The sequence below is a fragment of the Paraburkholderia sp. BR10141 genome, from assembly GCF_056155635.1.
This window is the reverse complement of record NZ_JBMIQH010000005.1, coordinates 258,110-271,508: the sequence shown is the minus strand read 5'-3', so window position 1 is coordinate 271,508 and position 13,399 is coordinate 258,110. Positions and strand designations below refer to the sequence as shown.

The following is a 13,399-nucleotide window of genomic DNA, read 5'->3' as shown; positions in this document are numbered from 1 at the left end:
GCTGGAGCCGCGAGGTGACGGATCCAGGTCCCGTCGCACACTTGTCGGCGACAGCGCGCACCGCAATGCCGCTGCATGTCGCCTGCGAACCCCACCTGCTCCTCTCGGAAATGGCATCCAGGGTACTGCTTCACGAAGGTCACCGGGTCGTCTCCGATGCTGTGCCATACGATCTGCGCATTCGCACTGGCAACGCGCTGCAGGACGGCACCATAGTCGCGCGTGCCGAAGGGTAGCCAGTAGACTTCGAGGAACGTCCCGCCATGCCGGGCCACCGCCGCCTGCAGTTGCGGGATCAGCACCTTGCGGTTGCTGCCGATGTCCGAGACGACAGCGCAAACTGATCTTCCTCCGCTACGCATGAGCCACGCAATGAGCGGCTCGATGCGCTGGTTTGCCGCCAGTCCAGTCGTGAGCAGTTGAGGGTCGCACCGCCCTTCGTCGAAGTTCGGATAGACGATGAGCTTTCGTGCTGCCCTCGCCGCCTGCAGCGCCGCTTCGCGCTCGGACGGTAGCACCATGCCCGTGATCATCGCGACGTCGTCACGCATGAAAAGCTGTCGCGCCTTCTCGAGTGTGACCGCCGTGGACATCTGCGTGTCTTCGACGCTCAGCTGCAGCGGCCGGCCAAGCAGTCCGCCCGCTGCGTTGATCTCGTCCACCGCCAGCTCGGCACAGTTGCGGTTGGTCTGTCCCACCCGCGTCAGGGGACCGCTAAGGGGTGCGAGCAGCCCGATCCTCAACGGAGCGGCGGCACGCGCGAACGGAGAGACAGCCGATGCAGCAAGGGATGCGGCTGCGCCAAGCAGCATACTTCGGGAAAAATCACGACGGTTCATGCAATTCTCACAAAAGGTCACTGGCTTCACTGGATGTGTTCCTGAGGGAAATCCGCGGCAGGTTCTGCGGCCGGGGAGATGTAGCGCGCGAGCGGGTGTTCGCCACTCCCACCCGGTTGCGGTTCGACGACGCCGGCGTGCACGAGGCGACCGTTACTGAGCACAATGCAGCGCCGCGCGCTCTGAAGTACGAGATCGAGGTTCTGTTCGACAAGGAGCACCGAGAGCTTCGAGCGACGACACAGTTCCGGGATGACTTCGCCGATACGCTCAACCAGGTTGGGCTGCACGCCATCGGACGGCTCATCCAGCAACAGCAGTTTTGGGCGGCCACACAGGGCGCGTGCGATGGCGAGAACCTGCTGCTCGCCGCCTGAGAGCGTGCCGCCCTGCTGTGACAGTCGCGACTTGAGCACCGGGAAGTAATCGAATACGTCGTCGAGGATGTCCGCCCCACCGGCGGCCCGCGTACCCATCAGCAGGTTCTCGCGCACGGTCAGTTTCGGAAAAATCCAGCGCCCCTGCGGAACCAGGCCGATGCCGCGTCGCGCGATCTCGTGCGTGCGCAGCCCCGTCACCAGCTGTTCCATAAAAACCACCTGCCCGCTCACACACGGCAGCAAACCCATGATCGCCTTCACCAGGGTTGTCTTGCCCGCGCCGTTACAGCCCAGCACGCCGAGCACCTCGTCGGGCAGCACTTCCAGCGTCAGGTTATGGACCACATCCACGTCGCCGTATCCGGCGCAAAGGTTTTCAATGCGCAACATGTGCCGCTCCCCGCCCCAGATAGATACGACGGATCTCCTCGTCGTTCGCGATCTCCGAATACGATCCGCGTCGAACCACCTCTCCGCGGTGCATCACCCATGTTTCGCATGCGAGAGACTGCACGAAGCCCAGGTCATGTTCGATGGCAAGTACCGCGCACCGCTCTCGGAAGGGCTGTTGCGCAATCCGGCGCGCTCGCTGGACAGCAGGTCACGCTTGAAAATCTTGGCCGGCGCCTGGTGAGCGTGGCGGTGCCCGTTATCGATACGAGGGGAAACATGACCGGTGAAGAGAAAAAGGACGTCTATCGCAATATCTGGCGCGTCGATGTGGTGGGCCAGGAGCGCACGCACGCTCGCCCCGGCGCGGCGGGGAAAAAGGGTGAGCCCGAATGGGCGGCGGCGCAGCCGCTCGAATCGGAGCCCGTACACGCCGCGCCCAGGCGCAAGCCTCCCCGCGCTTGCCCCGAGGAACTTGCCGTGCAGATGGCGGTGCTGACTGCGGCGATGCGCGAGCATGGTCTGAGCGAGCGATCGATCACGCGGGTGCAGCAGCATGCGCGCCGGCTGCTGGAAGCCTTCGTGGCCGAGGGCGTCACCGTGCCGGCGCCGCGCGTGTTCGATCCGCTGGCGCCTTCCACCCGAAACCGTCGCACCCGCGCGGTGGCGGAGCGCGTTGCGGGCCGTGAGGTTGAACGTGCCCGGGAAGAACCCGCGCCGCCTTCGCGGTAGGAGCGCACACATGACCACGCGGGCGCGACTGTGTGTGGATCTCGGGCCGGCGAAGCCACGGTGGGAGGCGTGGTGCGCCCTTCATGGCGTGGCAGCCGCCGATGGTGTGCGGCTACTGGTCCACGATTTGCTGAGCCAGGCTGAGCCGCAAGGCACAGCGTCCAGGCATGAACGACATCATCTTGTGGCCAGCGGGCATCGCGAACGCCTCGAAATCCGTCTCACGCAGGCCGAACTCGAAGCGGTCAGGCAGCGTGCGTGGGCGGCTGGCCTGAACGTCAACCGCTGGGTGGTTGCAGTGGTCCGCTCGCAGCTCGTGCATGAACCGCAGCTGGGCGAGCGCGAGATGCGGCTGCTTGCGGATTCGAACCAGCAACTGGCGACCATCGTGACGCTGCTGGGCCGGTTGCAGGCGCACGACGATGCGTATCGCATGACGGGCATGCCCGACGCAGTCCGTGCCATGATTGAAACGCACCTGCGCGCAGTCGCGCAGGTGCTGCGCGCCAACCTCGATCGCTGGAGCCGGTAGCATGCCGTTCCCGATGACCTGGGTCGACCAGATGCTGCTGGACTGGGGAGACCGGCTCTTTCACGAACCGTTACGGCATGTGCGCGCGCCGCGTATGTCGCGCGGTGAGCTTGGGCGGGAAGGGCGACGCATGCGCGAGAAACTTGCACGCACGCTCAGGCGGACCCCTGAGGTGATGGTCAAGATCACGAACAAGGCGTCGGGCGCGCAGGGTATGGGCGCGGTGCGTCGTCATCTGCGCTACATCTCGCGCAACGGGAAGGTGGAACTCGAGGACCAGGACGGGATGGTCGTACTCGGGCGCGAAGCGCTGCGCGATCTCACGCACGCCTGGCACCTGGGTGGCTGGGGCATTCCGGAGGAAAGCCGCAGGCGCGAGGTATTCAATGTGCTGCTCTCGATGCCGCCAGGCACGAACAGACAGGCGGTGCGCGACGCCGCGCGTGCGTTTGCCGCTGGGGAATTCGGCGACGGCAGACGGTATGCCTTCGCCGCGCACGACGACGAAGCGCACCCGCACGTGCACCTGAGTGTGCAGGTACGCGGGCCGGATGGCAGGCGGCTCAACCCGCGCAAACAGGATCTGCAACGCTGGCGTGAACGGTTTGCGGGGCAACTACGCGAGCTCGGGGTTGAGGCCAATGCCACGCCACGGCACGCCCGTGGCGAAACCCGACGCTATTCGAAGCAGGCCGTCGTTCAGATGATGGCGCGTGGAGAAACGCCGCGCTACTGGCGAGAGGAGCTGGACGGGCCAACGCGCCTTGCCTCGTGGTATGCCCACGCCGGGACGTTCGAAGCATGGCGAGGTATGGCTCACGCAGTGGCTGGCTCACCGAGCCCCGATGACCGGAGCCTGGCGGATGTGATCACCGACTTCGTGCACACGATGCCAGTCCAGCGAGGTCGACCCGGGCCCAGGCCTGGGCTGGGTGACCGCGCAGAAGGTGGGCATCATCGTCACTCGATGCGGGAGCGCGGATTTCATCGCACTGAACGCGATGAGCCCCAGCGCGAGCTGTTTCCAGACGATCCGGATGCCCGCCTGGAGCGGTGAGCCGAGGAGCGATGCATGGCAATGCCGATCCTTCCGTGGCCAGGCGACACGTTCAGATCAACGTTGATTGACGTAGAGAGAGTGCAACCGGGCAGACACAGGCAGTGTCAGGCGGTTGACCAGCGCGGGTTGTAGTTGCGTGCTCATACTTTCATAAACCAGGAAACGCAAGGCGGCTGATGGCCGGCATGATTCCGATGGCCATCGATCCCATTGCTTGGGGAACGCCGGTCTGTGGGGGGCCGGCTTGCGTGCTCCTGGCACGTGTCACGTGTGGTGTTCTACAAGAAGGTCAAGGTGCTTGATGTCGATCTGGCCGCGCGTCAGGCATTGAATCCGGCTGATGCCGGCCGTCCAACTTCGGTCGCCGTGCGCTTCTATCAGTTCAGGGACCTCGAGATCGTCGATGGCGCCTCGTGCGACTATCGGCTATAGACGATCGCACCGTCCTCGCGCAGGACCTGCAGGCCAGCATGGCGGCCACGCTGAACCCCGGGGCTTGCGCAGGCCTGACACAGGCGTTGAAGGGCGATACGCCATACGTAGCGATCGTCGCGTTTTATCGTAATCCCGGTAGTGGCAATGGGAGGAAGTACGTGATCGAAAAAAACCGATCCGGACAAACCGCTGAAGCTCGAACTCGTGAACCAGCTGCTGCTCGCGGCCGACGCACCTTCACAGAAGGCAACGCAGTAACGCAGCGAACCTACTCCTTCCCCACGGCCGAAAGCGGCGCGGCCACATGTTCGAGCGACTTGCGCTCCGCGTCCACGCCCCAGATCGCGGCTACGAGTGCAGCCGCGATCATGAGCGCCGATCCCACCACGTAGCCCGTGAACACTTCGCTGCGCTGGTGTGTATCGATCAGTCGTCCGAAGAACGCCGGGCCGATGATGCCGCCCAGCGCCGTGCCGAACGCATAGAACACGGCGATGGCAAGCGCCCGGATCTCCAGCGGAAACGATTCGCTCACGGTCAGATAGGCGGAACTCGCCGCCGCCGAGGCGAAAAAGAAAATCACCATCCACGCGCCGGTTTGCATCGTCGCCGTGAGCATGCCGTGCTCGAACATCCAGCCGCTCGCCGTGAGCAGCACGCCCGAGAGCGCGTAGGTCGCGGCGATCATCGTGCGTCGGCCAATCACGTCGAAGAGCCGCCCCAGCACGATCGGCCCGAGGAAGTTGCCGAGCGCGAACGGCAGCAGATAGAGGCCCACGTCGCCACCGGGCACGTGATAGAACTCGGTGAGCACGAGCGCGTAGGTGAAGAAAATCGCGTTGTAGAAGAAGGCCTGCGCGGTCATGAGCGATAGACCCACCAGCGCACGACGGCGGTGCCGCACGAATATGGCATGAAACACCGCGCCCAGCGGGGTATGGCCGCGCGCATGCAGACGCAGCGGGTCGTCAGGCGGGTCTTCCAGCGTATGGCCCGCATCACGAAAACGCGTCTCGATGCCTTCCACGATGTGCTTCGCCTCGTCGTGCTCGCCGTGCGTGAGCAGCCACCGCGGGCTTTCGGGAATCCAGCGGCGCATGGGCAAAATGATGAGCGCGAGTACCGCGCCAATGAAAAAGCACACGCGCCAGCCCCAGTCCGCGGGCAGCAGGTGCGGATCGAGCAGCACGAGCGAGCCCGCCGCGCCGATGGCCGCGCCCACCCAGAACGTGCCGTTGATGCTGAGGTCGGTCCATCCGCGCACGCGCGCGGGCGTGAACTCCTGGATCGTCGAATTGATGGCGGCGTACTCGCCGCCGATGCCCGCGCCCGTGATCGCGCGAAACGCGACGAAGCTCGCGAAGCTCCATGAAAACGCTGTTGCGGCGGTGGCCAGCAGATACACGGCGAGCGTGATGAAAAAGAGCTTGCGGCGGCCCAACCGGTCCGTGAGCCAGCCGAAGCCGAGCGCACCGCACACCGCGCCGGCAATATACGCGCTACCGGCCAGGCCCACCTGCGCATTGTCGAGATGCAGCACCGGGCTTGTTTTCAGCGCACTCGCTACCGCACCGGCCAGCGTGACTTCGAGACCGTCGAGCAGCCAGGTGACGCCCAGCGCCACGACGATGAGCACGTGAAAGCGGCCCCACGGCAAGCGATCGAGGCGCGCGGGCAGCGTGGTTGCGATGATGGCGGGCTTATCAGTCGTCTCGGTCGTATTGGGAGGATTCATCGGGCAAGGCCGGGTTCAGCACGCGATGCGTAGTAGCATGCGCCGTTCCCGGAATGCGGGGTGCGCGTGAAAAGAGAAAAACTAACATGTGAGGAAGCGGTTGACGTAACGTATCGTCTGTTCATACAAAAAGCGGGTGACGTGCAGGGAGCCTATGCCCGATCATGTCCGGAACGGGGCACGCCATCCATGCACAGGCGTGCCCATGACAAAACCAGCTACGTGGTCTTCGATTCGCAAGTCCCTTTGGTCGGGCCTCACGCCCACGCTCGCCGCCATCGTCACGTTCGTGTGCGCCGCAAGTCTGCTGTTGCTCGCGGCGGCCGCCGGCGTGAGGGAAGGCGACAAGTCGATCCGCAAGCATGAAGGTCTGATCGCGCAGGATATGGTGTCCGCGATCGAGCACATTCTCGATAGCGTGCTCACCGCACAAAGTGCCGCGTTCGCCGCACTTCCGGGGCAGCCCTGCGAGCGTGTGGCGCGGCAGTTCGCCGAGCTGAGAACGCACGTCAACTACGTGCGCGGCATCAATCTCGTGGCGAACGGGCGGCTCTACTGTTCGTCTGCGCTCGGCCCCTACGACCTGCCGCTCGCTCCGTTCTTCGCGCATGTACCTGCGAGCACAGCGGTCACGCTGATCGGCGGCTCGCCCTGGCAGGCCCACGTGCCGGTCATGCCGCTCTATGTACCCACCGGCGAGAACGTTGGCCTGCTTTACGTGATCGAGTCGGCGTATCTGACCGATGCACTCGCGCACGGCGTGCGCTACGGCGCGGGCCGCGTCACGCTCTCCGTGCCGGGCGCTGCGGCGATAGACGACCGTGGCGCGCTGCTCGCCGCCGGCGACGCGGCGCGCCACGCGGGTGCGCGTGCCACATCTTCGCGCTGGGGCTTCGCCGTCGACGTGGCGTTCGCGCCAAGCGCGCATCGCGACGCGCGCTGGAAATACGGTCTGCGCTTTGGCGCGGCGGCGCTGCTCGTCGATCTGCTGATCGGCGCGGCCTGGCTCATCGCATTCGCGCCGCGCCGGCTGCTGCTCTCGGCGGTGCGCCGCGGCCTGCGGCACGGCCAGTTTCATGTGGTCTACCAGCCCGTGGTCGAACTGGCGACCGGCCGCGTGAGCGGCGCAGAGGCGCTCATTCGCTGGACCCATCCGAAATTCGGCGCAGTGAGTCCCGCCGTGTTCATGGCCGACGTAGAGGGTAGCCGCCTGCTCGGACCGGTCACGCGCTTCGTGCTCGAACGCGCAACCACAGAGATGGTGCGCGCGACGAGCGAGCGTCCGTTTCACCTCGCCGTCAACGTTGCGCCGCTGGACTTCGAACGCAAGGATTTCGTGGCGGACGTGCTCGGCGCAGTCGAGCACCTGCCGCCGGACATCATCCTGATTCTCGAAGTGACCGAGCGTTTCCTGCTCGAACAGCGCGCTCGCACCGAGGCGGTGTTCGAGACGCTGAAGGCGCGCGGCGTGAAATTCGCTATCGACGACTTCGGCACGCATCACAGCAACCTCGACACGCTCGGGCGCTTTCCGTTCGACTACGTGAAGATCGACGGGCAGTTCGTACGACAACTCGAGCGGCGCGGCGATCAGCTTGTCAAGGGGATCGTGGCGCTGGCCAGTCACTTCGGAATGGAAATCATTGCAGAGGGTGTCGAGACCGAGGCGCAACACGAGATGTTGCAACGTCTGGGCATTCGCTATGGGCAGGGGTATTTCTACCGGCGTCCGGGCTCCGCTGCGAGTATTGCCGAAATGCAGCGCGACGCGAGGCTCGTGCGTTATGCGGTGTCGTCGCCGGTGCGCTAGCGCGAATACGTATGAACTTGTCTTGAGTAATGAATTCCATAAGCCGAAGTTGCGAAAAGTCGGCTTGCAGGAAGTCTGCAATCCTTACCGAAGGTTGTCTGCAAAAGCGCACTTGCTTCCGGTTGCGCCATTTCCTGTTTCGATTAATGTCTTTCTCGATTCGACAGTTAAATCAGATACGCGGATCTAGAAGCCGCGCCGAACGGTAACCGTTGCGCCTGTGCTATGCGAATGAAGAATGGCGACGCGTGCGGTGGCGGAAAACACCCACTCGTCGACGGTCAGCGAGAGCCTGCGCTGAGGCTGCGCGCCGATGTTCAGCGTGCTGTCCGGCACCTGAAGAATCGAGATTTGCGGCGCTGTGGAAGGGCCCATCTGCAGATAATCGGCACTCGACCGTGCAGCCTGCTGCTCACCGTAACGGCTTCCGGGCGCGGATTTCACGAAGTCGTAATGGTATTTGTCCTGTGCCACCGGCGCGCTATAAAAGCTTTCGACTTCCGCGTAAAACGGCTTTGACTGATTCGCCTGATATTCCATTTCGTACCGGTGGAGGTACGCCTGGGGTTCCGGTGGCAGCGCTGGAACCACTTCCATCGGCATTGACGGGATATTGGCGACCGTCATGGTTTCGGGAATGTTCAAACCGGTGCTCTGAGCGAATGCGTAACCGCTCAGCATAAAAAAGGCTGCACCGACAATCTTTTCGTTCAGGCACGTCATGAGCATGCCTCCAATGACGAACTCGAAACATCAAACTGTCGAACGTTCCTGCCGAACTGACTGCCTTTGCATCACTTGCACCAATGCATTCTAGTACCTGATTTGCTTCCTGCCAGCCGAATGTGTGCGTACGCGATGCAGATGGATGCGAAGTCCACCAGAGCGCGGTTGACGTGCACCGTCGTTGCCTAACATCGCGGACGTTATGACCGATTCGAGCTGCGCGAGGCGCACTCGCAGCGGAAGAAATTGCGCATGGACGTGCGCATGGTCGATGGGCTCACGCAGCAGGCGAGCCCATCGACGCCACATCGACGCCAACCCATTGGGGAAAATCCGGGTGCGGCCTAGATCGTGCCGAAGAGCGCGCGCGGCCGGTCCTGCAGTGTGCGAGCGAGAACCTTCAGTGCGCGCGCGAGTTGCTCCCGCGAGGTTGCACACGCGAGGTTGATACGCACGCCGTGCTCGAGCGTCGAGCGGTCCACCGCGAAGGCCGAAGCGGGCATGGTATTCACGCCGCGCGCGAGCGCGTTCGCGGCGAAGTCGTCGGAACGCCACGGCGCCGGTACGCGCAGCCAGACGAACATGCACGCCGGGTCGCTGTTGAGCAACTCGCGCGGCAGGATCTGGAGAGCGAGTTCCTGGCGCGCCTGCAGCTCCGCACGCTGCGCTTCGAGGATGAGGTGAGCGGTGCCGTCCTCGATCCAACGCGTGGTGATGAGCGTGGTGAGCGGCGCAGGCATCCAGGCCGTCGTGCGCACGGCTTCGGCTGCGAGCGGTGCACCGTGCGGCGGCGTGAGCAGATAGCCGATGCGCAGCCCCGGCGCGAGCACCTTCGAGGTGGAGGCCACGTGGAAGGTCAGCTCGGGACACAGGCTCGCGATGGTCGGCAGGCGCTTGCGCAGCAACGGCCCGTACACGTCGTCCTCGATGATGGCGACGTGATGTCGCCGCGCGATCTCCACGAGCGCGAGGCGCCGCTCGAGGCTCATCGTGACCACGCTGGGGTTCTGCAGGTTCGGCACGGTGAAGATGGCCTTCACCGGCATGCGGCGGCAGGCATCTTCGAGCTGGTCGGGCAGGAGGCCTTCGGCGTCGCTCGGGATACCGACCAGCTCGAACTGGAATACGGGTGCGAGCGCCTTGAGGCCGTAGTACGTCAGCTTGTCGGAAAGGATCACGCCTTCGTGTCCCATCAGGCTGCTCAGGACCGCATAGAGGCCGTGCTGCGCGCCGCTCGTCACGACGAGATTCTCGGGCGAGGGCGTGAAGCCCGGTGCGGCGATCCACTGCGCGCCCGCGGCGCGCGCCCATTCGGCGCCCTGGGGCGGCTGGTATTCCTGGGTTTCGGCAAAGCGCGGGTCGCGCGAGATCGACGCCATCGTGCGGGCGAGCTGCGCGAGAAATTCTCCGGTCGCCGGCCGGTTGACGGTGAGGTCCACCACGCCACCCGCTCCAGCGCCGCTCGCCTGACTGCCGCGCTGCGCCGCCGCGCCGACGGCAGGCATGGCCCCGCCGGTGACGATCGAGCCGCGCCGCTTGCTCGCCACGATCAGCCCGCGCGCCTGCAATTCCTTATACGCGCGCGAGACCGTGGAGACGTTGATGCCCAGTTCCACGGCCAGATCGCGCTGCGGCGGCAGGCGGCTGCCGGGTGGGTACTGACCGCTGCGCACCTGCTCCTCGAGATTGCGGGAGACCTCCAGATACGTGGCTTGTCGACCTTTTGTCTGGAGATCGTCATCCGATTTTGTCTGGTAATAGTCGGCTTTCATGCAAGTAGTAACTCCATACAAAATTCGATCGTCTGCCACGTTGCCTTGCTGCTGTGAAATGGGCTGCCAGCGCCGCCGCCGCATCGTTACGCCAATAGTACGATATCTGGCCGGAGTTTAGCTGCCTTTGTCCCGGACCGAAAGGTCACCCACCAGGGAATTTCCTGGTCTCCACACAAAGCATTTTTAATTGCACACAAAAAATTATTGTGTGAGTATGAATTCAAGGTTTTGTTCGGTCGGCAGTTCGGCGCAACACGCACTGTATTACAGGAGGACAGGCTCGTGGCAACCCGGCAACCCACACCCGCTTCAGACGCAACATCCACACCCCTTGGCCACTCGCTGCGCAAGCGGCACGTCACGATGATTTCGCTCGGCGGAATCATCGGCGCGGGGCTCTTCGTCGGGAGCAGCGCGACCATCAGCGCGATGGGGCCGGCTGCCTGCCTGAGCTATCTGCTGGCCGGCATCGTCGTGCTGTTCGTCATGCGTATGCTCGGCGAGATGGCGCTCGCGCATCCGGGTGTCGGCTCGTTCACGGAGTTCACGCGCATCGGTCTCGGCGACTGGGCCGGTTTCACGAACGGCTGGCTCTACTGGTACTTCTGGGTCATCGTGGTCGCCGTGGAGGCGGTGGCGGGCGCGGGCATCCTGCAGCGCTGGATTCCCGCACCGGTCTGGGTGATCGGGCTCGTGCTCCTGTCGCTCATGACGGCCGTGAACCTGCTCTCGGTGAAATCGTATGGAGAATTCGAGTACTGGTTCGCGTCGATCAAGGTGGCGGCGATCATCGTGTTCATCGTGGTGGGCGCGAGCTATCTGTTCGGGTTCAGCTCGTGGCACCAGACCGTGAACAACCTGAGCGGCGACCACGGATTCATGCCGTTCGGCGCGATGTCGATCTTCGCGGGCGTGCCCACGGTGATTTTCGCGGTGGGCGGTGCGGAGATCGCGACCATTGCCGCGGCCGAATCCGACGATCCGGGCCGCAACGTGGCGTCGATGACGCGCTCGGTCATCCTGCGCGTCATCACGTTCTATGTCGGCTCGCTCTTCGTGATCGCGTGCATCGTGCCGTGGGCGAGCATCAAGGTGGGCTACTCGCCGTTCGTGGCCGCGCTCGAAACCATGCATATTCCGGGCGCCGCGGACATCATGAATGCAATCGTTCTGGTGGCCGTGCTCTCGGCGCTGAACTCCGGGCTCTATGTCTCCTCGCGCATCGTGTTCCGGCTCGCCGAGCGCCGCGACGCCCCGCGCGCGCTGCTCACGCTCTCGAAGAGCCGCGTGCCGCGTCTCGCCGTGCTCGCGAGCAGCATCGTCGGCTACGTGGCCATCGTCGCGGCGATCGTTTCGCCCCAGGGCGTGTTCCTCTATCTCGTCAGTGCATCGGGCGCGATCATGCTGTTCGTGTATCTCTCCATCGCCGTTTCGCAGATCGTGATTCGCCGGCGCCTCGAGGCGACGGCGCCCGAACGGCTCACATTCAAAATGTGGCTCTTTCCCTGGCTTTCGTGGGCCGTGGTGGCCGCGATTGCCGGCGTGCTCTGCGCGATGGGCTTCGACCATGCGCTCGCGGGCCAGCTCATGGCGAGCCTGGCGAGCCTGGCGGTGGTGTCGGCGGCTTACCTGCTCACACGCAAGAGGACTCACGTGCAGGAATTCCGTGAGCCTGCAACCAACTGGAAGAAGTAATGGCGCAAGTGGCTGTCATCGGCGCGGGCTTCGTGGGGTTGTCGTGCGCGTACTGGCTCATGCGCGACGGGCACAGCGTGACGCTGTACGACGCGCAGGGGCCGGGCGAGGGCGCTTCATACGGCAACGCGGGCACGTTCGCGAACTATGCGTGCATTCCCGTGAACAACCCGGACGTGTTCCGCAATATCCCGCGCTTTCTATTCTCGTCGACGAGCCCGCTGCGCATCCGCTGGGGCGACGTGCCGGCGCTCGCGCCCTGGCTCACGCGTTTCCTGCTGAGCGCGACGCCCCGCCGCTATGAGGGCAGCGTGAATGCGCTCGCGCAATTGCTTTCGCGCGCCTTTGAAGGCTACCGCGAAATGCTGGCCGTCGACACGCTCGCGGCCTTCGTGCGTGAACGCGAATGCCTTTACCTGTATTCGAGCGCAGCGTCGTTCAAGGCCGCGCAGCCGGCGCTCGAGCTACGGCGCTCGCTCGGCGTGGCGTTCGAAACGCTCGCGCGCAACGAGATCGCCCAACTGGAGCCCGGCCTCGCGCCGCTCTTCTCTCAAGGCACGCTCTTCAAGGGCAGCTGGTTTCTGAGCGATCCGCGCGGCTTTCTGCAGACCTTGCACGCGATGCTGACGCAGCGCGGCCTGGTGCACCGGCGCGTGGCGGTCGATACGCTGAAGCCAACGTCTGGTGCGGTGAAGCTGATCGATACGGCGGGCGAGGCACATGACGCGGAACAGGCCATTGTCTGCGCGGGTGCGTTTTCGGGGCGCCTCGCGCGCCAATGCGGCGACGCAGTGCCGCTAGGTGTGGAACGTGGCTATCACGTGCGCTTTCCTGGCACCGCTAATCGAATTTCGCGTCCGTGCGGCTGGGCCGAACGCGGCTTCTACATGACGCCGATGGACGGCGGCATCCGCGCGGCGGGCACCGTCGAGCTGGCGGCCAGCGGCGCGGGCAAGAACGCGGACCTGCTGCGCCTCTTGACGCGCTCCGCGCAGGAGGCGCTGCCCGGGCTGCCGGAACCGGACAGCGACTGGCTGGGTTTCAGGCCGAGCCTGCCCGACGCGTTGCCCGTGGTGGGCGCGTCGAGCCGCTCGCCGCGCGTGATCTACGCGTTCGGGCACCAGCATCTGGGCGTGACGCTCGGCGGCGTGACGGGCAGCGTGGTCGCCGATCTCGTTGCAAGGCGTGCGCCTCCTTTCGATCTTTCGCCTTATAGTCCGCGACGCTTTTAACCCGTGATTCAAGCCACTTTCCAGCCAACCGCCACATAACACCCACCGCAACAGTCTC

The 13,399-nt window shown here is 64.6% G+C and carries 11 protein-coding genes and 2 pseudogenes; 7 read left to right on the top strand and 6 right to left on the bottom strand.

The window, feature by feature from the left end:
* Window positions 1-122 precede the first annotated feature (122 nt).
* From ACOJB8_RS09790 to ACOJB8_RS09780, 3 genes and pseudogenes are all read right to left on the bottom strand, one after another.
* Window positions 123-839 (bottom strand): annotated as a pseudogene (locus ACOJB8_RS09790) (ABC transporter substrate-binding protein); the annotation flags it as partial.
* A gap of 26 nt (window positions 840-865) precedes the next feature.
* Window positions 866-1,609 (bottom strand): ABC transporter ATP-binding protein, encoded by a 744-nt coding sequence (locus ACOJB8_RS09785; RefSeq protein WP_475012290.1) that lies wholly within the window; start codon window positions 1,607-1,609, stop codon window positions 866-868.
* A pseudogene (locus ACOJB8_RS09780) lies at window positions 1,596-1,781 on the bottom strand (branched-chain amino acid ABC transporter substrate-binding protein); the annotation flags it as partial. The pseudogene ACOJB8_RS09780 and the gene ACOJB8_RS09785, both read right to left, overlap by 14 nt.
* 107 nt (window positions 1,782-1,888) lie before the next feature.
* Between ACOJB8_RS09780 and ACOJB8_RS09775 the strand changes: the two are divergent.
* The 4 genes from ACOJB8_RS09775 (at window position 1,889) to ACOJB8_RS09760 (ending at window position 4,365) form a co-directional block, all read left to right on the top strand.
* On the top strand, window positions 1,889-2,341 hold the full coding sequence (locus ACOJB8_RS09775) for a hypothetical protein (RefSeq protein ID WP_475012288.1): 453 nt from the start codon (window positions 1,889-1,891) through the stop codon (window positions 2,339-2,341).
* Between the two features lie 10 nt (window positions 2,342-2,351).
* Window positions 2,352-2,873 carry a plasmid stabilization protein gene (locus tag ACOJB8_RS09770; protein WP_475012286.1) on the top strand — a complete coding sequence of 174 codons (522 nt, stop codon included), beginning with the start codon at window positions 2,352-2,354 and terminating at the stop codon, window positions 2,871-2,873.
* A 1-nt stretch (window position 2,874) separates the two neighbouring features.
* On the top strand, window positions 2,875-3,930 hold the full coding sequence (locus ACOJB8_RS09765; RefSeq protein WP_475012285.1) for a relaxase/mobilization nuclease domain-containing protein: 1,056 nt from the start codon (window positions 2,875-2,877) through the stop codon (window positions 3,928-3,930).
* Between the two features lie 273 nt (window positions 3,931-4,203).
* On the top strand, window positions 4,204-4,365 hold the full coding sequence (locus ACOJB8_RS09760; RefSeq protein WP_475012283.1) for a type VI secretion lipoprotein TssJ: 162 nt from the start codon (window positions 4,204-4,206) through the stop codon (window positions 4,363-4,365).
* Between the two features lie 271 nt (window positions 4,366-4,636).
* Here ACOJB8_RS09760 and ACOJB8_RS09755 read toward each other — a convergent pair whose 3' ends face one another.
* Window positions 4,637-6,103, bottom strand: coding sequence for an MFS transporter (locus ACOJB8_RS09755; RefSeq protein WP_475012281.1), 1,467 nt, complete (start codon window positions 6,101-6,103; stop codon window positions 4,637-4,639).
* Between the two features lie 205 nt (window positions 6,104-6,308).
* On the opposite strand from ACOJB8_RS09755, the gene ACOJB8_RS09750 reads away from it, so the two are divergent.
* Window positions 6,309-7,913 (top strand): EAL domain-containing protein, encoded by a 1,605-nt coding sequence (locus tag ACOJB8_RS09750; protein WP_368605215.1) that lies wholly within the window; start codon window positions 6,309-6,311, stop codon window positions 7,911-7,913.
* A gap of 186 nt (window positions 7,914-8,099) precedes the next feature.
* Here the strand turns inward: ACOJB8_RS09750 and ACOJB8_RS09745 are convergent, their stop codons facing one another.
* Window positions 8,100-8,636 (bottom strand): hypothetical protein, encoded by a 537-nt coding sequence (locus ACOJB8_RS09745; RefSeq protein WP_368605216.1) that lies wholly within the window; start codon window positions 8,634-8,636, stop codon window positions 8,100-8,102.
* A 347-nt stretch (window positions 8,637-8,983) separates the two neighbouring features.
* The gene (locus tag ACOJB8_RS09740) at window positions 8,984-10,411 is read right to left on the bottom strand and encodes an aminotransferase-like domain-containing protein (RefSeq protein ID WP_475012278.1); all 1,428 of its coding nucleotides are present in this window, start codon (window positions 10,409-10,411) and stop codon (window positions 8,984-8,986) included.
* A gap of 366 nt (window positions 10,412-10,777) precedes the next feature.
* Between ACOJB8_RS09740 and ACOJB8_RS09735 the strand changes: the two genes are divergently transcribed.
* Both ACOJB8_RS09735 and ACOJB8_RS09730 read left to right on the top strand, forming a co-directional pair.
* Window positions 10,778-12,109: an amino acid permease gene (locus tag ACOJB8_RS09735; protein WP_368685325.1), complete on the top strand. Its 1,332-nt coding sequence runs from the start codon at window positions 10,778-10,780 to the stop codon at window positions 12,107-12,109.
* Window positions 12,109-13,341: an NAD(P)/FAD-dependent oxidoreductase gene (locus ACOJB8_RS09730; RefSeq protein ID WP_475012276.1), complete on the top strand. Its 1,233-nt coding sequence runs from the start codon at window positions 12,109-12,111 to the stop codon at window positions 13,339-13,341. Before ACOJB8_RS09735 ends, ACOJB8_RS09730 begins: the two co-directional genes overlap by 1 nt.
* The last annotated feature ends 58 nt before the right edge of the window (window positions 13,342-13,399 follow it).